The 22,723-nt window shown below is 36.3% G+C and carries 24 protein-coding genes and 3 tRNA genes; 12 read left to right on the forward strand and 15 right to left on the reverse strand.

Annotated elements, in window-relative coordinates; translation table 11 throughout:
* Nucleotides 1-147: 147 nt before the first annotated feature.
* From FNN08_RS04975 to FNN08_RS05035, 13 genes are all read right to left on the reverse strand, one after another.
* Nucleotides 148-705 carry a phosphoribosyltransferase gene (locus FNN08_RS04975; protein WP_143583630.1) on the reverse strand — a complete coding sequence of 186 codons (558 nt, stop codon included), beginning with the start codon at nucleotides 703-705 and terminating at the stop codon, nucleotides 148-150.
* A gap of 122 nt (nucleotides 706-827) precedes the next feature.
* Entirely contained in the window at nucleotides 828-1,736 is a 909-nt protein-coding gene (locus tag FNN08_RS04980) for a M28 family peptidase (protein WP_185962567.1), read from the reverse strand.
* A 17-nt stretch (nucleotides 1,737-1,753) separates the two neighbouring features.
* Nucleotides 1,754-2,932 (reverse strand): tetratricopeptide repeat protein, encoded by a 1,179-nt coding sequence (locus FNN08_RS04985; protein WP_143583632.1) that lies wholly within the window; start codon nucleotides 2,930-2,932, stop codon nucleotides 1,754-1,756.
* A gap of 312 nt (nucleotides 2,933-3,244) precedes the next feature.
* A tRNA-Ser gene (locus FNN08_RS04990) sits at nucleotides 3,245-3,335 on the reverse strand.
* 125 nt (nucleotides 3,336-3,460) lie between these two features.
* Complete coding sequence (gene alr / locus FNN08_RS04995) at nucleotides 3,461-4,567, reverse strand: alanine racemase (RefSeq protein ID WP_143583633.1); 1,107 nt, start codon at nucleotides 4,565-4,567, stop codon at nucleotides 3,461-3,463.
* Nucleotides 4,567-5,424 carry an aminotransferase class IV gene (locus tag FNN08_RS05000; RefSeq protein ID WP_143583634.1) on the reverse strand — a complete coding sequence of 286 codons (858 nt, stop codon included), beginning with the start codon at nucleotides 5,422-5,424 and terminating at the stop codon, nucleotides 4,567-4,569. The genes alr and FNN08_RS05000 overlap by 1 nt, the downstream gene beginning before the upstream one ends.
* Before the next feature lie 18 nt (nucleotides 5,425-5,442).
* Nucleotides 5,443-6,294 (reverse strand): DUF4392 domain-containing protein, encoded by an 852-nt coding sequence (locus FNN08_RS05005; protein ID WP_260679267.1) that lies wholly within the window; start codon nucleotides 6,292-6,294, stop codon nucleotides 5,443-5,445.
* Nucleotides 6,295-6,304: 10 nt separating this feature from the next.
* Complete coding sequence (locus FNN08_RS05010) at nucleotides 6,305-7,276, reverse strand: biotin-dependent carboxyltransferase family protein (protein ID WP_221931768.1); 972 nt, start codon at nucleotides 7,274-7,276, stop codon at nucleotides 6,305-6,307.
* Nucleotides 7,273-7,950, reverse strand: a complete 678-nt coding sequence (gene pxpB, locus FNN08_RS05015) for a 5-oxoprolinase subunit PxpB (protein WP_143583635.1) — start codon at nucleotides 7,948-7,950, stop codon at nucleotides 7,273-7,275. The genes FNN08_RS05010 and pxpB overlap by 4 nt, the downstream gene beginning before the upstream one ends.
* Complete coding sequence (locus tag FNN08_RS05020; RefSeq protein WP_143583636.1) at nucleotides 7,950-8,681, reverse strand: 5-oxoprolinase subunit PxpA; 732 nt, start codon at nucleotides 8,679-8,681, stop codon at nucleotides 7,950-7,952. Before FNN08_RS05020 ends, pxpB begins: the two co-directional genes overlap by 1 nt.
* A 32-nt stretch (nucleotides 8,682-8,713) precedes the next feature.
* Entirely contained in the window at nucleotides 8,714-9,502 is a 789-nt protein-coding gene (locus FNN08_RS05025) for a putative hydro-lyase (RefSeq protein WP_143583637.1), read from the reverse strand.
* Nucleotides 9,503-10,021: 519 nt separating this feature from the next.
* Nucleotides 10,022-10,297 carry an HU family DNA-binding protein gene (locus tag FNN08_RS05030; protein ID WP_143583638.1) on the reverse strand — a complete coding sequence of 92 codons (276 nt, stop codon included), beginning with the start codon at nucleotides 10,295-10,297 and terminating at the stop codon, nucleotides 10,022-10,024.
* A 375-nt stretch (nucleotides 10,298-10,672) separates the two neighbouring features.
* A tRNA-Ser gene (locus FNN08_RS05035) sits at nucleotides 10,673-10,763 on the reverse strand.
* Nucleotides 10,764-11,219: 456 nt separating this feature from the next.
* On the opposite strand from FNN08_RS05035, the gene FNN08_RS05040 reads away from it, so the two are divergent.
* Both FNN08_RS05040 and FNN08_RS05045 read left to right on the forward strand, forming a co-directional pair.
* Nucleotides 11,220-13,166: a BCCT family transporter gene (locus tag FNN08_RS05040; protein ID WP_143583639.1), complete on the forward strand. Its 1,947-nt coding sequence runs from the start codon at nucleotides 11,220-11,222 to the stop codon at nucleotides 13,164-13,166.
* Nucleotides 13,167-13,472: 306 nt separating this feature from the next.
* Nucleotides 13,473-13,991: a hypothetical protein gene (locus FNN08_RS05045; RefSeq protein WP_143583640.1), complete on the forward strand. Its 519-nt coding sequence runs from the start codon at nucleotides 13,473-13,475 to the stop codon at nucleotides 13,989-13,991.
* A gap of 160 nt (nucleotides 13,992-14,151) precedes the next feature.
* On the opposite strand, the gene FNN08_RS05050 is transcribed toward FNN08_RS05045, so the two are convergent.
* Nucleotides 14,152-14,242, reverse strand: a tRNA-Ser gene (locus tag FNN08_RS05050).
* Nucleotides 14,243-14,377: 135 nt separating this feature from the next.
* On the opposite strand from FNN08_RS05050, the gene FNN08_RS05055 reads away from it, so the two are divergent.
* From FNN08_RS05055 to FNN08_RS05080, 6 genes are all read left to right on the forward strand, one after another.
* Complete coding sequence (locus FNN08_RS05055) at nucleotides 14,378-14,953, forward strand: DNA-3-methyladenine glycosylase I (protein WP_143583641.1); 576 nt, start codon at nucleotides 14,378-14,380, stop codon at nucleotides 14,951-14,953.
* Nucleotides 14,954-15,140: 187 nt separating this feature from the next.
* Complete coding sequence (locus FNN08_RS05060; RefSeq protein WP_143583642.1) at nucleotides 15,141-15,812, forward strand: Bax inhibitor-1/YccA family protein; 672 nt, start codon at nucleotides 15,141-15,143, stop codon at nucleotides 15,810-15,812.
* A 97-nt stretch (nucleotides 15,813-15,909) separates the two neighbouring features.
* Complete coding sequence (gene tusD, locus FNN08_RS05065) at nucleotides 15,910-16,284, forward strand: sulfurtransferase complex subunit TusD (RefSeq protein ID WP_143583643.1); 375 nt, start codon at nucleotides 15,910-15,912, stop codon at nucleotides 16,282-16,284.
* On the forward strand, nucleotides 16,281-16,652 hold the full coding sequence (gene tusC, locus FNN08_RS05070; RefSeq protein ID WP_143583644.1) for a sulfurtransferase complex subunit TusC: 372 nt from the start codon (nucleotides 16,281-16,283) through the stop codon (nucleotides 16,650-16,652). Before tusD ends, tusC begins: the two co-directional genes overlap by 4 nt.
* A gap of 7 nt (nucleotides 16,653-16,659) precedes the next feature.
* Nucleotides 16,660-16,935, forward strand: coding sequence for a sulfurtransferase complex subunit TusB (tusB, locus tag FNN08_RS05075; protein WP_143583645.1), 276 nt, complete (start codon nucleotides 16,660-16,662; stop codon nucleotides 16,933-16,935).
* The gene (locus FNN08_RS05080; RefSeq protein ID WP_143583646.1) at nucleotides 16,926-17,258 is read left to right on the forward strand and encodes a TusE/DsrC/DsvC family sulfur relay protein; all 333 of its coding nucleotides are present in this window, start codon (nucleotides 16,926-16,928) and stop codon (nucleotides 17,256-17,258) included. Before tusB ends, FNN08_RS05080 begins: the two co-directional genes overlap by 10 nt.
* Nucleotides 17,259-17,284: 26 nt before the next feature.
* Here the strand turns inward: FNN08_RS05080 and FNN08_RS05085 are convergent, their stop codons facing one another.
* Nucleotides 17,285-17,761: an SCP2 domain-containing protein gene (locus FNN08_RS05085; protein WP_143583647.1), complete on the reverse strand. Its 477-nt coding sequence runs from the start codon at nucleotides 17,759-17,761 to the stop codon at nucleotides 17,285-17,287.
* Between the two features lie 138 nt (nucleotides 17,762-17,899).
* Here FNN08_RS05085 and FNN08_RS05090 point away from each other — a divergent pair, with 138 nt between their 5' ends.
* From FNN08_RS05090 to FNN08_RS05105, 4 genes are all read left to right on the forward strand, one after another.
* The gene (locus FNN08_RS05090) at nucleotides 17,900-18,895 is read left to right on the forward strand and encodes a peptidase U32 family protein (RefSeq protein WP_143583648.1); all 996 of its coding nucleotides are present in this window, start codon (nucleotides 17,900-17,902) and stop codon (nucleotides 18,893-18,895) included.
* Between the two features lie 9 nt (nucleotides 18,896-18,904).
* Nucleotides 18,905-19,777, forward strand: a complete 873-nt coding sequence (locus FNN08_RS05095; RefSeq protein WP_143583649.1) for a U32 family peptidase — start codon at nucleotides 18,905-18,907, stop codon at nucleotides 19,775-19,777.
* Between the two features lie 157 nt (nucleotides 19,778-19,934).
* Nucleotides 19,935-20,402 (forward strand): (2Fe-2S)-binding protein, encoded by a 468-nt coding sequence (locus FNN08_RS05100; protein WP_143583650.1) that lies wholly within the window; start codon nucleotides 19,935-19,937, stop codon nucleotides 20,400-20,402.
* A gap of 1 nt (nucleotide 20,403) precedes the next feature.
* The gene (locus FNN08_RS05105; protein WP_143583651.1) at nucleotides 20,404-22,668 is read left to right on the forward strand and encodes a xanthine dehydrogenase family protein molybdopterin-binding subunit; all 2,265 of its coding nucleotides are present in this window, start codon (nucleotides 20,404-20,406) and stop codon (nucleotides 22,666-22,668) included.
* Nucleotides 22,669-22,723: the final 55 nt, after the last annotated feature.

Raw genomic sequence — 22,723 nt, forward strand, 5'->3', positions numbered from 1 at the left:
TATATTTTAATCGTAATACCATTTAAATAAATGCTACTCAATGACCAGAAAACTAATGAGATTGGTATAAAGGCCGCAGCATTATTTCATGGCTATGAAAAAAGGAGCTGTAATAGCTCCTTTGATAAATATTTAGATAGATTTAGATTAAAATAATAAATCGTGAATATTTTTTAAGTCGGATTTGCCTGCAATGATTTCATCAGGTGTCAATCCAGATAATTCATGAGGGAACACTAACCACTCATCTGAGTCATGAACATAATAATCTGGTACTATATCTACCTTATTATTTTTTGGTTTATACCAAGGACATGCAACACGAATATCTTTAGGTAAGTTTAAACGCATTTGCTCAGAAATCTGTTCAATAAGAGCTTTAACACTTCGACCAGAATCAAAAACGTCATCTACAATTAATAAACCGTCATCAGCATTCGCATTTTCAATAAGATAGTGTAAACCATGAACTTTAATTTCTTTAGATTGCTGGTTAATACCGTAATAAGAAGATGTACGTACAGCAATATGATCCGTTTCTACTTTTTTATAATCAAAATATTCTTGTACTGCGATACCGATAGGTGCTCCACCACGCCAAATGCCAATAATAAATTGTGGTCTGAAACCATCTTCGTAAACTTGTGCCGCTACACGAAAAGAATCTTCAAGTAGCTCTTGAGCTGTGATGAATTTTTTATCCATTGATATATCCCAGTTATGATTACTGTTATATTCCCAAATGTGGGAATAACATTTTTAAGTAATAAAAATGTTATTATAACTTAATTTGTTATTTATTCGTATTAATTAGCGGTTACATTTAGTTAAAATTCGTTATCTATTATTGTTACTATAGATTTAATTGATGCAAATACATTCTGATAAAATTTTAAATTTATCTTTTCAAAACTATCCTCAGGTTTATGATAATACTTGTGATTATCACCCGTAATAAATAAATACGGTATGCCAACTTTGGCAAACTCATAATGATCACTTGCTCTAGTTAAATCTATTCGTCCTTTAATAATACTATTGCGATCATTGTTTAAATACCTTTTTTGTTTAAGTTCGACATTATCTTTTATTCGATGATACTTTTGCAAAACTTGCTTTAATATTTGATTTGAAGATGTTTTATTTACGTATAAATATTTTTGCTTATAGCCATGAGCAATCATGTCTAAATTTAGGTTAAGCAAAACTTGGCTAGGGTTAATAATCCCCGATTTTAACAAAGCCCTACTACCAGCTAAATCATCTTCTTCTGCATCTATTGCTACAAAGATTATTGAATGCTTAGTCTGCTTATTATTAAAGTATTGCTGCAAACCTAATAAGACAGCAGTACCAGATGCATTGTCATCTGCCCCTAAATATACATTACTACCTTTTTTACCTAAATGATCATAATGTGCAGTAATAACAATAAATTTATCAGGGGTAATATTGCCTATTTTTTTAAATAGTAAATTAGTTCCTTCTTTAGTTTTGAATTGCTTTTTATAAGTAAATGAATGGAAGATAGTGCTCGTTGGACCTTTACTATTTGAGTTAAATACACTTGTTATATATTGCTGTGCTTTTTTGTGGCCTGTTGAACCAGGCTTTCTGCCGTCAAAAGATAAAGAAGATAAGCGTTCAAGGGATTTTTCAACTGAGATAAATGTTGTCGATGAATTAGCATTAACACTTTGACTACTTAATAAAATAACAAGTAATAAAATAGTCACTATTTGGTTTAACAAATTTAAAGCCTTGTAAGTAAGTTAAGCTTATTACTATATTTCTCTTCAATATCCTTAAACGGAGCTCTTTGTTTAGCCTTAACTAGAAAAGATTCAGACTTTTTAAACTTTCCTAGTTTGTAATATGCTTTAGCTAAACCGAAATAAAACTCGTGCTCGAGAGGATTCATTTGTTTAGCTTTATTATAGTGAACAATTGATTGCTCATAGTCGCCACGATAAAACGACTCTTCACCTAAGAGAGCGTGATAAAACGGGTTATGTAAACGAACTTTATTTAAGTAATTGTAAATATCATAAGCTTGATTATTATTGTCGATAGTTTGATATAAAATAGCTAAATTATTCCAAGCATTATGATTTTTGCTATTTAAACTAATCGCATATTTATAACTCGATTCGGCAAGTTGGAACTCTCCAATATTTTTATACAATAAACCAAGATTAGCCCACGCAGAACTATATTGCGGGTCAATGAGAGTTGATTTTTTGAAATAGGCATAGGCCAAATCAAACTCCTTATTAACAATAGCATTCGCTCCCCTATTGTTGTAAAACATAGCGACAACTCTTTCTTTTGAAATGATCTTTTTATTGAAATAATGACGCGTACTATAGGGATCAAAATCAATAATCAAATCATTTTTACCCCATATAACTCGAAACGGCGACTTACTATCTCCAGTTATTTTCATATTTACATGACCGGTAAGCATATTGTAAGAGCCTTCTCTTACCCAATATTCTGGTATTTCAATTTGTTGAAATTTAACGGTTAATCCAGCCTCATTGGCAAGAGTGTAAGCGAGTATGGTTAATGATAAACAGTTTGCTGTATTTTGATGATATGCCTGTATAGCTGTTAAATTTGCCCCTTTATTATATTGTAAAGCCCCTGCAGACTGATTGAAGAGTTTTGTTAGGAGGGTTTTAGAACGAGCGTAAGGATCTTTAATACGATTAAGCTTACCATGAACAAACTTAGTCATCTCTTCATCTAATGCAAAAATATCATCAGGTTCAACTAATTCGTATTGTTGATGAGTTATAAAAAACTGGTCTGCTCTTAAGTCGTCAGGTTGGTAATTTTCTTCAGCAATTACAGGTGGTAGCGCGGTGTTGCTGCAACTAAAGCATAAGCAACTTACAAATATTAATATAAATATCTTACATCTATACATACATGCCTCAATCAACCAAGCTTATATATAAATATAACCAATAATTAAGATTTATGTGTAATTTAGTATAAATGAAATATAAATTTACAAAATAACAGATGAAGTTATGTGGTTTTTACAAGGATGTATTGAAAACCTGGAGATAGTAACAAGACAGAAAGCAAAAAGCCTGCTAGTAAGCAGGCTTTTTTGTATATGTCGGTTAGATAGAGATTTGAACTCTAGCATCAGGTTTAGCGCTACAAACCCATTTAATAATTTACATATAATCTGATAGCAAAAAGCCCGCTAGATAGCGGGCTTTTTAGAATATGGCGGTGAGATAGAGATTTGAACTCTAGATGGGCTACAAACCCATGCCGGTTTTCAAGACCGGTGCTTTCGACCACTCAGCCATCTCACCAATGACGCGAATTTTAAAGACTACAGCAGCAGTTGTAAAGCCCTAAAGCTAAGTTTTTATCATATTTTAATAAAAAAATGTTTGTTTGTTTAAAAAACAGACAAAAGCACAAATAACTAAAAATATTAATCGACAATAATGCGCTTTGTTCTTAAAGGCATGCGTGTTAATGCTTCATATCCTATAGTACTAGCATGTTCAGCTACTTCATTAACAGGTAAACTATTGCCCCACAAAGTAACCTCATCACCGATTTTAACATCAAAAATATCAGTAACATCAATGGTGATCATATCCATCGATACCCTACCAGCAAGTGGCGCTACTGAGCCATTAACTAAAGTAGGCGTACCATTTTTAGCTATTCTTGGATAACCATCGCCATAACCAATAGCTACGGTAGCGATTTTACTGTCTCTTTTCGCTGTCCAGTTACCACCATAGCCAACCTGCTCTCCTGATTTCACCTCACGTAAAGAAATTATTTCTGAAAGTAAGGTCATAACTGGCTTAAGCATATCGCCATTGCTGGTATTTCGATCTAAAGGAGAATTACCATACAACATAAAGCCAGGTCGATTCCAATCACAATGAGCTTGTGGCCAAGCAAGAATACCAGCTGAGTTAGCCATGCTAGTTACAATGTCCTCACCTAAATTTAAACTAGCCTTTAAAGATTGTTTTATATCAGTAAATAAGTTTATTTGCTTTTTCGTACTTGGACTATCAGATTCATCAGCACTAGCAAAATGGGTAGTGAGAACAATAGCTTTATCGACATTGTTGCTCGAATGCAACTGTTGATAAAAACTTTCAACCTCTGCAGGCTGCACACCTAAGCGATGCATTCCAGTATCAACTTTTAGCCAAACCTTTAATGAATTACTACATTGCGCAGTTAAGATCCAATCAAGTTGCTGTTGATTCTCCACCATAGTCCAAAAATTCATTTTGTCTGCTATGGCAACTTCTTCTTGTGAAAAGAAACCTTCAAGCAACAAGATAGGCTTATTTATACCGGCTACTCTTAATTCAAGTGCTTCTTCGATACAAGCAACGCCGAAAGCTTGAACGTCTTGCTCGAGGATCTGGGCAACGACAACGGCACCATGTCCGTAAGCATTGGCTTTAATTATTGCTACATTATTAGAGTTAGGAGCTAATTGTTGCGCCACTTTAAAGTTGTGGCGCAGTGCGCTTTTGCTAATAAGTGCTTTTGCTGGTCTAGCCATTAGTAATTGTATTTACCAGCACTGTATAGAGCTTGTGCTTTTAACCACACATCCCCTATTTTACCATCACCAACAGGTTTGCCATTAAATTCGACAACAGGGGCAACTTCTTTACTTGAACTTGTTACCCAAATTTCATCCGCATTTTCAACTTCATCCATAGTAACAACACGCTCTTCGACTTTTAAACTTCCATCTTTAGCAAGAATATCTAATAAAATAAGTCGAGTAATACCTGGTAAAATTTGATTATCTAAAGGAGGCGTTGCAATAACACCATCTTTAACTATGTATGCGTTACAAGCACTCGCTTCGGTTAGTTCATTATTAGCGTTAAATAATAATGTTTCATTACAACCTTCGGCAAAGCCATGTTGGAAATGCATAACGTTACCAAGTAGAGCTGTAGATTTTATGTGGCAGCGTTTCCAACGTAAATCTTCAGTTGAGTTAACTTTATAAGTCTTAGCGATTGCTTTATCAGCAACATTTGCCGGCGGGATCTCAAAAGCAAAAGCATAAACTGTTGGTGCTACGTTGTCAGGGTAAGCATGAAAACGTTTGCTATCGGTACCACGACTTACATGTAAATAAATACCTAAATTACCGCCACCGTTCTTTTCGATGAGAGTGTTTACTACTTGCGCCCATTTAGCATGGTCCCAATCTAGTTTTATACCAATTAAGTCCATACCTTCTTGCATACGGTCGATGTGAGGGCCAAAACCAACTAATTTTGTATCGTATGAAGGAATAACTTCGTAAATACCATCACCAAACAAGAAACCTCTGTCCATAGGTGATATTTTTGCTTCTTCCATTGGCATAAAAGCGTCATTTAAAAATACAATGCTCATAATGTTCTCTTAAAAATTTTATATAAATTGGGTTAATTTTCTTAAATCATGGATTAGCTCATGTCCGGCACTAACGGGTAAGCTATCTTCGGTTAATGTGTTTTCGCGAGTAACGCCGTCAACACTGCCTCTTTCGGATATATACTTCAAAATAGCTAAAGAATCGACTTGGGCTAACAAATCTTTTTCAGTCCATAGCCCTAAAAAGGCGATAATGCCATAGGCAGCCCAATTAGATACATCTGCAATGAGTAATTCATCACACTCAGTATAAGCTGGTGTAATGTTTAAATTACTTATCGCTTCTTTAATATTACCCATACCAATTTCATTACCACCATCACCGATAGCAATAGTAGGACATGTTGCCTCGATTAAAAAGTAATCAAAACAAGCACAACGTGCGCTAATATCTTCGCCGCGCATATTAAAGTAACCACCTTGCTCAGATAGGCCAGGACGTTCAATAGATATTACAGCTTCTGGTTTTAATAAGTTTAATGTATCAATAGCTTCTTGCTTGGCATTTGATAAATCGCCAACATTAAGTTTATGAACTCTATATTCATCTTTTATTGCTGATGCAAATGGGTCACCACAAACTAATATAGGGTAAGCGCCTATGGCCTCTAAGGCATTATACAATGCAATAGCCCCAACTGGTCCATCTGTTTCAAATGTATCATCAACAGGAAAACCCGTACCGATTAAAACCGTTCCAGAAACTGCAAATAATTTTTGTGCCGCACGCAAATAATACCCTGTATTAAGTGCACCTTGGACATCTTTCATGCCTCTTGGATTACGAGCCACCATTAAATCTTCAATTGTTTTACTAAGCTCAAGCTCAGCTATGTTGTTTTCTGTCACTTTATACTCGCTAACTTAATAATTTTTCAATAGGTTCAATTGCATTTAACTCAATATTAGCTTGCTCTAAATGAAGTAAATTGTGGGCATCTTCTATTGTTATTTGTTCGAATAAGATCTTAGCTCCTTGCCCACATTGTGCGAGTTTAGCTAAATCAAGAGAAAATACAGAACCAATTTTGGGATAACCACCAATGGTTTGACGATCATTCATTAACACTATAGGTTGGCCATTTGCAGGAACTTGAATTGCCCCTAAACAGATACCTTCAGATAAGATACCATCAACGTTTGGCTTAATTACCGGCCCTTCTAGTCTATAGCCCATACGATCAAAGCTTTCTGAAACTGTATACTCACTGGAGAAAAACTGGTGCTTTTGAACTTGGCTAAACGCGTCTTGCTGATAACCTAAAATGACTCGTAATTTAACCACACTATCATAGCTAGGGATTTGCGATGCTTTAAAGTGAGGAATCTGTTTTTGTGGAGTACAGCTAAGCAGTTGACCTTGTTCTATTTTAGTGCCGTTAATGCCACCAATACCTTCACGAGTAACGGTACTTGTACTACCAAACGTAGGCTCAATATTAAAACCGCCTTTAACCGCTATATATACTCTTAAACCTGAAGTTGCAAAACCAAATGAAATAAGATCGCCTTGCTTAATAGCAATACATTGCCATTGTGGCATTTTTTCGCCATTGACGGTGAAATCTATAACGGCCCCTGTAACACAGATTGTCGTATTAACTTGGCTTGTTAACTCTAAGCCGCCTACCGTTAACTCGATAGCACTGTCATTTAAATTATTTTGCAGTAATTTATTCGCCATTTTAAATGCATGAGGATCTAGCGGACCACCAGTGGTTAAGCCGATATTATGTTGCCCATATCTACCTAAATCTTGGATCAGGCTAAGCATGCCTGGTTTTTCAACCACCATACCTATATTGCTAGAGGCTTTAGCTATGTTGCTCATAACTCACCTCCTAATGCTAAATATTGCTCACGATCTATGGCTTTAAATTTTACAATATCGCCAACTTCTACTGGCATAGTTGGATTTGCTTTAGGGTCAAACATTGCAATAGGACAAGAGCCTATAAGATTCCATCCACCAGGTGATTCTGCAGGATAAATGGCTGTTTGCCTGTCGGCTATGGCAACGGCACCTTTTGGAACTTTTAATCTTGGTGATGATAATCTAGGTGCAGCAATACGCTCATCCACTTCACCTAAATAGGCGAAACCTGGGGCAAATCCTATTGCATAAACAAGGTATTCACCCTGCTGGTGTATATCAATTACTTCATCAGTTGTTAAATTAGCTCGTTTAGCTAGATCAACTAAATCCGCGCCAGATTCAGCAGAATAATAGACAGGTAAAGTAACAACTTTACCTGAGTTTTCATTAGCATCAGATAAATTTGATAGAGAGGAATTGATAATATGTCTAACATGGAAGCCATCAGTTTGCATTGGATTGTATATAACAAGCAAAGATGCATAAGATGGTACTAAATCAATTAGTACACTACCCAAAGACTCTTTTAAAAGTACACATGCTTGTTGTACCTGCAAAGAGACATTTTTTGACGCTTGTTCAGCAAAGTAAATGATAAAGGAGTTTTCACCAGCAACAGAAACTTTCATTATGAAATAAGGTCCCTAATTGCTTCAATTGCATTAATACCTTCAATATTATCACCATGAACGCATAATGAATCCGCATGAATGGCTAAAGTATTACCACTAACGGTAGTAACAGTGCCCTGCTCTTTAAGTTGTAAGACTTGTGCAAGCATTTTATCTTTAGAGTGTACAGCTCCTGGTTTAGTTCTTGCTAGTAACTTGCCATCATCGTCATAGCATCTGTCAGCAAAGGCTTCAAACCAAAGTTTAATGTTAAATTCATTAGCCTCAGCAAGATGTATATTGTGTGCAGGGGTTGCTTGTAGCATTAAAACTAAAGGCTCAGGGAAACTGGCAATAGCTTGCATAATCGCTTTACGCACTTCAATATTTGCCATCATGTCATTGTATAACGCGCCATGAGGCTTAACATACTCAAGAGTTAAACCTTGAGCTTTAGCCATACCGCTCATTGCAGACATTTGGTAATGCATAAAAGCAATTATTTCTGCACTCGAACAATTCATTGAACGACGGCCAAAACCTACCAAGTCTGGGTATCCTGGGTGAGCACCAACAGTAACATTGTGTTGTTTTGCTAGTGCTAAGGTTTTCTGCATAACTAAAGGGTCACCAGCATGGAAACCACACGCTATATTTGCTTGGTCAATATGAGGCATAACAGCTGCATCTAGACCCATGGTCCAAGAGCCATAACTTTCGCCTAAATCGCAATTTAATTGTAAAGACATATCTATCACTTTAATTTAATACTAATTTTTGACTACATCACTGCTAATTTACTATTTGGTAAATCAGTAACTAACATACAACCCGGACTGTGTGTTATACAAAATGGTGGTTTTGCTTGCTCTAAAGCCACTTGCGGCGTTACCCCACAAGCCCAAAAAACAGGTTGCTCACCATCTTTTATTGTTACTGCATCACCATAGTCTGTAATGTTTATATCATCAATACCAATCATTTTAGGGTCGCCAAAATGGATTGGAGCGCCATGAACCGAAGGAAAACGGGTACATATTTGAATTGCTCGAATTGCATCGCTTGGGTTAAATGGACGCATACTAACAACCATATTGCCTTTAAAAGGCCCTGCTGGTTTACATGCAATATTAGTACGGTACATAGGTACGTTGACATTCTCGGTAACATTACGAACTTCAAGGCCGTCAGCGATTAAGCTTTCTTCAAATGAAAATGAGCAACCAAGGGCGAAGGTAACTAAATCATCACGCCAGTAATGTGTAATATCTGAAACTTCTTCTGATAATTTACCGTCTTTAAATATGCGATAACTTGGAATATCAGTTCTTAAATCAAGATCAGCTGCTATCTCACCTAGCCCATAGTCACCAGGGTTTTCTGATACTGCAATAAGAGGACATGGTTTCTGGTTTAGCTGACAAAATTTCAAAAAATCAGCCGCCCATTCCTTTGGTAGCATAACTAAATTACATTGAACAAAGCCTTGGCAAAAACCGGAAGTATTGCCTGAATGCTCGCCTGTTCGGATCTTATGCCTTAATTGTAAAGGACTTAGGTTAGTAGTCATTTTATGCTCTATTATTTTTATATAAACTCTTAAATCAAAACTAAGAGTGGAATTAATTGCCGCTATTGTAAATTAAATATTCAAAGCTAGAAACAAAATAATTTGCGCGTTTAAGCAGTTAAACATACATATCTATTGTTCACAATATTAATCATAAGCGTAATTTATATCAAACACTATTAATACTAATTTTACAGATATAATTAAAATAATAGAAATCTATTTTTTATCATTTTTTGTTTGAAACATGCTCTAACGCCTATTCTATGTGCTAATCATGACAAATTATAAAATATAAATTGCCTGTGGAGCTTTATTAATGATTAGCCAAGTAAGTAAATCTAATCACTAAATATATATTGCAGATAACGTCACTGGTTAAATGAAGAGATTGTGCAGAATATTAGCCTGATGAAATAAAACGCTAATTAGCAAGTAGGAAAACAAATAAGATAAATTATAGGCATAAAAAAAGTCGCTATAAAGCGACTTTTTACTTCAACATTTAAATTCTGTTGATTAAGAATTCACAGCATCTTTTAATGCTTTACCAGCTTTAAAGCTAGGAACTTTAGCTGCTTTGATTTGGATCTCAGCACCAGTTTGTGGGTTACGGCCAGTACGAGCTGCACGGTCGCTAACTTTGTAAGTACCAAAACCAACTAGTGAAACTTCACCACCGCTAGCTAATTCTGCAGTAACTGTAGAAATTAGGCTATCTAGAGCACGACCAGCAGAAGCTTTAGAAAGATCAGCGCCTTCAGCGATTTTATTAATTAATTCACTTTTGTTCATTGTATATGTCCCTTAAATTTATTTATTTTATTAAGTTGTTTTTATTGTCGAAATCCATACTAAGAAAGAAATACAGTGGGATCAAGAAAAAAATCACACTTTTTGTGTTTTTTTATAAGAAAAGTGCGAAAACCGCATAAAAACTGGCTTTACAGGTGTTTTTCAATGATAAAAATTGATTTTTAACTAGGCCATGTTCAATTAACCGAACACTTGAGTGATGTTTTTTTAAACAGTTAACTTGCTTAATTTATGATTTTGCGGTTCTATTCATCCCAAAAGTTATGTGGTTTTTACAGGGATGTATCAAAAACCTGGAGATAGTAACAAGACAGAAAGTAAAAAGCCTGCTAGTTAAGCAGGCTTTTTAGGATATGGCGGTGAGATAGAGATTTGAACTCTAGATGGGCTACAAACCCATGCCGGTTTTCAAGACCGGTGCTTTCGACCACTCAGCCATCTCACCAATGAGGCGCATAATAAAGATTAGAATTAGTCTTGTAAAGTATTATTTGAAGAATAAAAACTGTTTGTTTCAAAATCACTCAAATCGTTGATTTTATCAGCTTAAATTGAGCTAGATAATCTTTGAATAGCAACAATTAAACTTATTTAACGCTCTAATATTTTACTTAATGGTCATATATTCTTAAGTTAATAACTCAACTTAGATATTGAGTTTTTTCAAAATAGATACCCTTTAGTGAATCAGTTGCTTACTTTTCGATCCATTAATTACAATTTCATCAGTAAAAATGTTATACCCTTATATGCAACTATTTGAAATACCTAATTTTTTGATTAAAGCTTCATGTAATTGTGATTATTTAATTAAATAATTTCACTACTTCATCTTAATCGCATTATTTATAGTTTTATTAACTATAGTTAATAACAATACAAATTAATTTAGGGGAATACTTTGACAACAACCGTCAATAGTCAGTTAAATAAAAAAGTTTTTTTAAGCGCCTCATCAGTCATTATTGCCCTTCTACTTTATACTTCCCTGTTACCTAAACAGGCACAGTCTTTTTTTAATGTTATACAAGCGAGCATTATTGACAACGGAAGTTGGTTTTATGTACTGACCGTTGCATTTATATTTTTCTTTGTTATTTTTCTTGGCATCTCACGCTATGGTGACATTAGATTAGGTCCTGATCATTCAACTCCTGATTACTCCCTCTCTAGTTGGCTTTCTATGCTTTTCGCTGCAGGTATGGGCATTGGCCTAATGTTTTTCGGTGTAGCTGAGCCCCTGATGCATTATTTATCACCTCCGACAGCAGAAACAGGTTCGGTTGCCGCGGTTCAGGAAGCAATGAAAATGACCTTCTTTCATTGGGGCCTACACGCTTGGGCAATCTATGCAATCGTTGCACTTGTTTTAGCGTATTTTAGTTACCGCCATAACTTACCACTTACCCTACGTTCGGCATTGTACCCATTGATTGGTGATAAAATTTATCAATGGCCTGGTCATTTAGTTGATATTTTTGCTGTCGTTAGTACTGTCTTTGGTATTGCTACTTCGCTTGGTTTAGGTGCATCACAAGTTAATGCAGGCTTTGGTTATTTATTTGGTTTTGATATTTCAACCACAAACCAAATAATTATCATGTGTCTAATAACGTCTCTTGCCGTTGTATCCGTTGGTACAGGCTTAGATAAAGGCATTAAAAAGCTCTCTGAAACGAATATGGTCTTGGCTATTATATTGTTGCTGCTTATTTTTGTACTTGGGCCAACGGTATTTTTACTTAAAGCCTACTTACAAAATGTTGGTGTTTATTTAACTGATATTGTCCATAACACTTTCAACCTATTCGCTTATAAAAAATCTAATTGGATTGGTGGTTGGACTATATTTTATTGGGGCTGGTGGTTAGCTTGGGCACCTTTTGTAGGCATATTTATCGCAAGGATCTCTCGCGGTCGTACAATAAGAGAGTTCATTTTAGGTGTTATGTTACTACCTACAATATTTACTTTATTGTGGATGACAATATTTGGTAATAGTGCAATCGATTTAGTTCATAGCCAAGGCATAACGTCGTTAGGAGAAATGGTAAGTAAAGATTCATCTGTTGCTTTATTTGTCTTTTTAGAAAACTTTCCGCTAAGCACAATACTTTCTTTTATTAGTGTCTTAATGATAGTGATATTTTTCGTTACCTCATGTGACTCAGGTGCCATGGTGGTAGATATGCTTTGTTCACATGGTAAAAATGACACCCCTTTATGGCAACGTGTTTATTGGGCGATAGGAATATTTATAGTTGCCGCAATATTGCTGTTAGTCGGAGGGTTAAATGCACTGCAAACAATGACTATTGCAAGTGCCCTTCCATTTGCCATTGTATTAATTATCGCTATTATTGGTTTAATTAAAGCGTTAAGAATTGAAGTGGTTAAGCAAGACAGTCAGCTAGTAACATCGGTACCACACTCAACTAGTGATTATAACAGTTGGCAAATGCGTTTAAAAAACGTCGTCGACTTTCCAAATAAAACTAATGTTAATAAATTCATTAACCAAACTGTTCGCCCCGCTTTTACCCAAGTGTCTAAAGAATTAGAAAATAATGACATTAATGTCGAGCTAACCGATGACAAAGGAATGTGTCTTATTATTAGGCACGGAGAACAACAAGAGTTTGTTTATCGGGTATTTCCTTGCAAATACTCACAACCAGACTTTGTTAATGAAGACGACGATGATGAACAGAGTTACTACCGCGCAGAAGTTCATTTAGGTGAAGGCGGTCAAGATTATGACATTATGGGTTGGTCTGAATCTGCGGTGATTAATAACATTATCGATCAATACCACAAACATCTACACTTCTTACATTTACTGCGTTAATACTCTTGGTAATTAAGTATACAAGCCTGCTAGTTAAGCAAGCCGATTACCTAACGTAGTTCTAATTAAAGGCATCAGATTATTTTAATCTGATGCCTTTTGCTTTCTTTGTGTTTACATTCTCTTAATAATCATTAGAGTATTAGTTAGTAAAGCGGAAAACTTCCGCTAAGAGCGAACTATAGTCATTCACACCTTTTATATTCATAGATTATACTTATAAATTACGTACTTGCTGTCTACGAATATTGGGCGAAATATACATCCCAAATACTTCAACTACAGAATACCCAGAGATTTTATAATATGAAGACTAACAAAAAAGAACTAGCGGAAATTTTGGGGATATTTGCGGTCGTTGCCTCACTGGTCTTTGTAGGCATGCAGCTTCACCTAGATCGCAAAGTAGCCTTGGCGGAACAATACTTTAATCGCGCTGAATCGGTGAAGGAAGATTACAGGACGGCACTACTTAGTCCAGAATACTTCCGAGCCGTAGAGGAGGAGTGGACGTTAACTGGAAGGACATCTTATTCTGATAAAGAGTGGGAGGAACTTAAGAAAGTAAGGGAGGGAGCTCTGAATATAAAGAGTGTTGAGGCCATGGTTCTGATTAATCGACTGCAAATAGTTGGCTATGACAATCTCTACTTCCAATACAAACAAGGATTACTAACCGAAGCATCCTGGAATGGCCTTAGATTGAGCTTGAAATCGAGCATGAGCGGAAGTGAGATGGTCCGCGATATTTTCCAAATGCACGCTAGATCGACAATCCAACCAGTTGTTGAAGAAATTTTGAAAGAAATTGAGGCAGAGCAGTAATCAACGGAACATAACAAATTTATCAAGTCGCTGTATGTCTGCTGGGGCGCCTTACGCAACCCTTATAAAGGAGTTATGTATTACGAGGCATCCAGTAGATGAGGCTAATCGGAAGTCTGATAGCAAAAAGCCTGCTAAATAAGCAGGCTTTTTTAGAATATGGCGGTGAGATAGAGATTTGAACTCTAGATGGGCTACAAACCCATGCCGGTTTTCAAGACCGGTGCTTTCGACCACTCAGCCATCTCACCAATGCCGCGAATATTAAAGAGTCATAATCGACTTGTAAAGTATTAATTTAAATATATAGTTTGTTTGATAGTTATTTAATCAGTTAGATTAATCTTTCAGCATATTTTAAACATTAGTTACATTTGGAGCGTAAAATGTCGAAGTGTCGTTGCCCTTGGCTCGATGAAACCAAACCCGATTATGTTCAATATCACGATACTGAATGGGGTGTTCCGGTTAAAGATGATCGAACCATGTTTGAGTATTTAACTCTAGAATCGGCACAAGCTGGATTAAGTTGGTATACCGTATTAAAAAAACGTGAAAATTACCGGAATTTATTTGCTAATTTTGATGTTGAGAAAGTAGCTAAATTTTCTGATGAAAAAATTGAAGAGTTATTATTAAATCCTGGAATTATTCGTAATCGCCTTAAGGTTAAAGCCGCGGTAACAAACGCAAAACGTTTCATAGAAGTTCAAAAAGAGTTTGGCAGTTTTTGTAATTACATATGGGGATTTGTAGATCATAAACCTATCGTAAATAATTTTTCAACATTAGATGATTACCCTTCATCCACAGAAATATCAGATAAATTGAGTAAAGACCTAAAAAAAAGAGGCTTTAAATTTGTTGGTTCAACTATAATTTATGCCCATATGCAGGCATGCGGCATGGTAAATGATCACAGCAATAGTTGCTTTCGTAAAAATGAAATTACTTATGATTAATTCAATTACTTTGGCATTAATTGCACCCTGTGTCATAATATGTCGAGTTTTTGTTTACCAAAGGCTTTGTTTAAGTTATAAATACTTTTAGTGGGTTGTTTCAATAAAGAATTTTTTAGTTTTTTATTGAATTATTTTTAAATAACCCCATCTAACAAATAGTAATCAAATTTTCAGAGGAAATTTTATGCAATCTCAAATGGGATTTAATACAGCGAGTCAACGCTCTGCTATCGAAATAAATAAGGTATTACGTAATACCTACATGCTTTTAAGTATGACCTTAGCATTTAGTGCAGTAACAGCTGGTATCTCAATGGCTATGGGTCTATCTCACATTGCAGCTCTTGTAATGACTTTAGCCGCATTTGGTTTATTATTTGTTGTTCATAAGCAAGCAGATAAAGCCAATGGTATTTATTGGATCTTCGCATTCACTGGTTTAATGGGTGCTTCATTAGGTCCAATGCTTAATGCTTACGCTTCAATGCCAGGTGGTGGCGCGTTAATAATGCAAGCTCTAGGCGGTACAGCATTAATTTTCTTCGCATTATCAGCTTACGCTTTAACATCTAAGAAAGACTTCTCATTTATGGGCGGCTTCTTAATGGTTGGTTTAATTGTTGCTGTTATTGCATCAATCGCTAATATCTTTTTAGGTATCCCTGCTCTTTCTTTAGCAGTAAGTGCTGCAATTATCATGGTGATGTCAGGTTTAATCTTATTTGATACAAGCCGCATTATCCACGGTGGTGAAACTAACTACATTCGTGCAACAGTTTCTTTATACTTAAATATTTATAATATTTTCGTACACTTACTACACTTATTAGCAGCATTATCTGGTAATGATGATTAATAAATCGTAAAAAATACTTTATACTAAGGCTCCTTATTGGAGCCTTTTTTATATAAAACCAATTTACTCAAATTGCTATAAATAACTGGGATAAGCTTTGACTACTTTTGCCTTAATTGTATCAACACCACCTACAGATAATAAAACTCATACCGCATTAAAGTTTGCGCAAACTTTGATTGCACAAGAACATGTTATTACCGGTGTGTTTTTTTATCATGATGGTGTGATGAACGCGAATCAATTGGTACAAACACCAAGTGACGAATTAAATTTAATGGTTGCCTGGCAAGAGTTTAACCAACAAACAAATACCCCACTACATTTGTGTATTACAGCAGGCGAACGTCGCGGGCTAACTGACAGTAATGATGACCAATACAATCATAATATTGCCCCTAACTTTACAATTTCAGGCTTAGGCGAACTCGTGGTATTAACAAGTCAAGCGGATAAGGTAGTACAGCTATGAGTACACATCAGGTTAAGCACTACGCCATAGTCAATACAACGGCTAGTTTCGACTCTCTTAAAGGTAAAGAGTCGCTTGATGCCGCCCTTATCTTAGCAAGTTATGAAATGCCTGTTTCATTGTTTTTTATTGGCGACGGCGTTTATCAAACACTTACCAGCCAAAATGCAGAAACGATAAAGGCAAAAGATTATATAGCTACATTTAAGGCTTTAGGCTTTTACGATATTGACGATATCTACGTTTGTAGTGAATCTCTACAAAAGCGAGGTATTAAAGAGGTTAACGTATTAACTGAAGGCCAATGCTGCTCTAATGAACGGCTTAAGGCTAAGTTAAAACAATGCGATATAGTGTTAACGTTTTAGGATAAATATGTGCACCCTACATTTAATTAGAACATCGGCTTTTGCCGATAACAAACTACAACAGTGTATCGCTTTATTAGAAGAGAGTGATCAGATAGTGTTAATTGATGATGGAGTTTACAACGTAAACCATAATTTAATTGATTCAGTGAGTAACTCTATTTCGGCGTTGTCTGAACATATCCAGGCACGAGGGTTAAGCTCAAACAATATTAAGCAGATGAGTTATACCGATTTGGTAAAGGCGACAGAAAAAGCAGGAAAAGTTATCACATGGCAATAAATTTTAATGGCAATGAGATAGCCACAGATAAACAAGGTTATTTATTAAATGTTGATGATTGGAGTAAAGACCTTGCTTTAGTTATCGCAGAAAGTGAATCGTTAAATCTATCGGAAGATCACTGGCAAGTGGTTAATTTTGTGCGTAGCTTTTATCTAGAATACAAAACCTCGCCGGCAATAAGAGCATTAACTAAAGCGCTTAAAGCCGAATATGGAGAGGAAAAAGCAAGCAGTCGATACCTATATAGATTATTCCCTAAAGGCCCAGCTAAACAAGCAACTAAAATTGCTGGTTTACCTAAGCCCGCCCGCTGCATCTAGTTACGCGTTACCACAAAAATATAGGTTTAAGCAGTTTGATTTAGCCTTGTAGCGTACATTTCAATTGGCTTGCTTAATAAATTAGGTAGTTGTTCTAGCTCAACGCGATCGAGTAAGTTTTTCACAGCAAGCCCTAAGTCAACGTCTCCTTCTATCAATAGCTTTCGTCTAAAAAACAAAGTATCCGGGTCAATCGTTTGCGATGCAAGTAATGCAAAAGAGTTAAATTCGCCGCTTATGGTTACTTGCGAAATACTTTGCTCACTTTTAACTATAATTCGTTCATCAATAACAGTGAAAAACCAGCTTTTATTTAAATCTGTAACTTTTATTTCTAATATTTGCTCTTCTAAAAAATCTAACTCACCGTCTTCTAATGACTCTTTTAAAACATTATTAATGGCAAACTCTATTGCTTTAGATTGAATTTTATTAGGGACTATTTGGCTTGATAAATGAGCAAATCTTGGAAGAATTTCACAAACTATTTTAGGCAAAAGCATTTAAGATCTCGTTAGTTACAATTTATTATTGAATAAAAACAAAGTAGCAAATTCAATTATTAGATAACTTAATTCAAATCAAAATTATTGAAAATTTATCAATTAATATACCTCTAATAATAATATTTGAGACTCTTTATGGAACTTCTTTGCCCTGCAGGTAGCTTACCTGCTGTAAAAGCCGCACTAGAAAACGGTGCTGATGCCATATTCATTGGTATGAATAACGAAACTAATGCTCGTCACTTTACCGGCCTTAATTTTAACGATAAACGTATAAAACAAGCCGCAGATCTTATTCAACAAAAAAACAAAGACCTACATATAGCCATCAACACTTTTGCTCAACCTAATCAGTTTTCATCTTGGCAATACGCAGTTGACAAAGCAGTTGATATTGGTGCGAAAGCTCTGATCATAGCTGATATGGCGGTACTTGATTATGCCAGTGAAAAATACCCTAATGCTGAAATCCATTTATCAGTACAAGCATCTGCAACCAATAAAGCTGCAATAGATTTTTATCGAAATAATTTTAATATCAGTAGAGTCGTGCTACCACGAGTCTTATCTCTGCACCAAGTAAAGCAGTTATCACGTCAAACTGATATTGAACTTGAAGTATTCGCTTTTGGTAGTTTATGTATCATGGCTGAAGGGCGTTGTTATTTATCTTCGTATTTAACCGGTGAAAGCCCAAATACTGTTGGCGCCTGCTCGCCAGCAAAATTTGTTCAATGGCAGCAAACTGATAAAGGTTTAGAGTCGCGTTTAAATAATATCGTCATAGATCGTTATAAAGACGGTGAAAACGCTGGTTACCCTACTCTATGTAAGGGCAAGTTTAAAGTAGAAGACAATCTTTATCATGCACTTGAAGAGCCAACAAGTTTAAATACCATCGATATTATTCCTGAATTAGCAAAAGCCAATATTGCTTCAGTAAAGATAGAAGGTAGACAGCGAAGTCCGGCCTATGTTGCCACTGTAACTAGACTTTGGCGCAAAGCTATTGACAGCTATTACAACGACCCTGAAAACTTTCAAGCGGACCCTGCTTGGATGCAAGAGCTTGGCAATATTTCTGAAGGCTCGCAAACAACGTTAGGTGCTTATCACCGAGATTGGCAATAAGGAATTATTATGAAATTTTCATTAGGCGCAAATCAATATTATTGGCCAGCAAAGCAAACTCAAGAATTTTATCAACAAGCGGCGAACTCTAATGCTGATATTATTTATTTAGGAGAGACGGTATGCTCTAAACGCAGAGAGCTGCGACTAAAAGATTGGCTTGAGTTAGCTAAACAACTGGCTAGTTCAAATAAGCAAATCGTTTTATCAACTATGGCATTACTTGAAGCTCCGTCGGAAGTCAGCTTACTTAAGAAGTATTGCGACAACGGCGATTTTATTATTGAAGCTAATGATGTTGGTGCTATTGAATATTGTCGTCAAAATAAAGTTGAATTTGTCTGCGGGCAAGCGATCAACGCATATAACAGCCCAACATTGAAACGACTCATTGCAATGGGTATGCAGCGCTGGGTTACTCCTGTTGAACTTGGTAGAGACTGGATAAAAAATATTTTATCCGAAATGGATGAATTAAATTTACGAGATAAGTTTGAAGTAGAAACTCAGGCGTACGGTCATTTACCTTTAGCTTATTCTGCTCGTTGTTTTACCGCAAGAAGCGAAAACAGAAGTAAAAATGATTGCGAACTATGTTGTATAAAGTATCCAAGTGGTCGTATTGCAAATTCACAAGACCAACAAGAGCTATTTGTACTAAACGGTATTCAGACCATGTCCGGTTTTTGCTACAACCTAATTAATGATGTTTCAGGCATGCAAGATGTTGTAGATATTATTCGTATAAGCCCACAGGCAGAAGACACTTTTGCGATTTTAGATGACTTTATTGCACAACATAAGTCACCTACATACAAAAAATTAGCTAACAACCATTCAAATGGCTATTGGCATAAAATTGCCGGTATGCAAACCATATAACCCCTACTTTTATCAACAAGACCAATCTATCGATTAACTGGATTGGTCTTGATTTTAAAAGCAATTGCTTAAATATCATCGTTTATTTATTCATAAGTAATACTTTTTTGTAAACATCATGTATATTTATCCTTATACATTTGTAAAAGGATAACTCATGGCTAAGACAATAAATATTAACGGTGTAGAGCACCCTATCGATGTTGATGAAAACATGCCTCTACTTTGGTTCTTACGAGACCGATTAGAGTTTATAGGAACAAAGTTTGGTTGTGGTAGTGGCCTTTGCGGCGCTTGTACCGTTCATGTCGATGGCCAAGCTACGCGTTCATGTATTATTCCTATTAGCGCCTTAGCAGGAAAATCTATCACTACCATAGAGGGGTTATCAGCAGATGGTGACCATCCTCTACAAAAAGCTTGGCTTGAGCATAATGTCCCTCAATGTGGTTACTGCCAAGCTGGACAAATTATGAATGCAGCAAGTTTCCTTGCCACAAATGACAAACCAACTGATGAAGATATCGATAATGCGATGCAAGGCAATATTTGTCGTTGCGGAACTTATCAACGCATTAAAAAAGCCATAAAATCTGTGGCCTATGATTTAGCTAAGGAGGTGTAAGATGAATGAACATGTATTACACGCCTTAAATGAATGGAAAGCGAGCCAAAAGCAAGATGATACTATTCCTACCCCGATAGATACTTCAATGTCACGTCGTGGCTTTTTAAAAACCATGTCAATTGCATCTGGTGGCTTAGCACTAGGCTTTACCATACCTGCTTGCTCAACAACTGAAACAAAGAAACAAGCTAGCGCTGAGGTTAAATTTAATCCTAGCGGATTTATTCACTTAAGTGAAAATGGCGATTTACTGCTTTATTGTGGACGCTGCGAAATGGGTCAAGGCATAAGTACTGCTTTACCTTCTGCTGTAGCCGATGAAATGGAAGCAGATTGGCAGCGCGTTACAGTAAAACAAGCTGATGGTAATAAAGAGTTGTACGGACCACAAAATACGGGTGGCTCTGCAAGTATCAGAAAAATGTACCAACCTATGCGAGAAGCTGGTGCTGCGGCGAAAGAGATGTTAATTATAGCTGGCGCTAAGGTTTTTAAAACAGACGTTGAAAATTGTTACGCTGAAAATCACTTTGTTATTAATAAACTTAATAATCAAAAATTGGGTTTCGGTGAATTAGCATCCCTTGCTGCAAACTCACCTGTCCCTGAAAAACCAACGCTTAAAACTAAAGATCAGTTTAAATATATTGGTAAGGCTTTAGATAGGCACGACCAAGGACTAGTAGTTGAAGGTAAACGTACTTATGGTGTTGATACTAAACTACCAGGAATGAAGTACGCTGCGATTAGCCATTGCCCTGTACTTGGTGGCACACTAAAAAGCGTTGATAAAGATGCTGTGTTACAAATGCAAGGTGTTATTGACGTTGTCGAAATAACGCCAATAAAGCACCCTTTTAGTTCACTTGGAGGTGTTGCAGTAGTTGCAGATAACTCATGGATCGCCCAAAGAGCACTTGCGCAGTTAAAGATTGAATGGGATTTAGGTCCGAATAAAGTTTATAACACTAAAGAATACAAAGCGCAGTTGGTTAAAAATGTAGAGAAACCTGCTGAGTTAGTCACAGAACGCGGTGATGTAGCGAAAGCATTCAGTAATTCTGCTGCCAAGGTAAGTGCAACTTACACCGGAGGGCATTTATGCCATGCACCAATGGAGCCAAATGCCAGTGTGGTGTGGGTACAAAATGACAGTTGTGAAGTATGGGCTTCAACTCAAAGTCCAGAGGATATCCAAACAGTACTGGCTCAGTATTTAGGCCGTGAAGCTAAAGATATTACCGTTCATGTAATGATGGCTGGTGGTGCTTTTGGTCGTAAGTTTAAATGTGATTACGTTCATGAAGCCGCAGTTATCTCTAAACAGATCAATGCTCCAGTACAACTTATTTGGTCGCGTGAAGAAGATATGCGCACGGGTTACTACCATTCAATAAATGCTCAACATATTGAAGCATCTCTTGATGAGCAAGGAAATATAACCGGTTGGTTACATCGAGCTGCGTTCCCTTCTATAGTTTCTCTATTTCAGCAAGGATTAGATAGAGCACCTGCAAATGCATTAGGGCAAATAGACAATCACCCTTTTGCTTTTAACAACTTTAGAAGTGAAACCGGTTACGCTCCAGCTCATACACGTATTGGCTGGTATCGAGCTGTTTATGCAATTTTTTATGGTTTTGCCTTTGGCACATTTGCTGATGAGCTAGCCTATAAAGCAGGCAAAGATCCGGTAACATTTTTAAATGATGTGTACGATAACAGCACACCGATTAAAAACAAACGTAAACATGCAGAGCAAGTACAACGCTCAAAAGCGGTATTAGCCCTAGCGGCTAAACACTCCGGCATAGGTAAAGAATTACCTAAAGGCGAAGGTATAGGTATTGCCGTGCATTACAGTTTTAATAGTTATGTGGCAATGGCAGTACATGTGAAAGTTGATGGCGATAACATAAAAGTACTTAACGTTGATTGTGCTATTGATTGTGGTCAAGTACTTAATACAGATGGTGCTACTGCGCAAATGGAAGGCGCCGTGGTTATGGGTATGTCTTTGTCACTTTATACTGAAATATCGTTTAAAGATGGCGCTGTGGTCAATTCAAACTTCCATGACTACCCTGTTATGCGTACTTCAGATATGCCAAATGTACGAGTACATATTGTTGACTCTGATGAAAAGCCAACAGGACTTGGTGAGCCAGGTGTTGCACCTTTTGCTCCAGCATTGAGTAATGCAATTTTTGCCGCATCAGGTACTCGTTATCGTGATTTACCAATTAAGCCTTTAACAGTGTAACAAAGGCTAAAATCAGCTCATAAAAAAAGGCGCTTATGCGCCTTTTTATTTAACA

This window comes from Thalassomonas sp. M1454, assembly GCF_007097525.1.
GTDB lineage: Bacteria > Pseudomonadota > Gammaproteobacteria > Enterobacterales > Alteromonadaceae > Thalassotalea_A.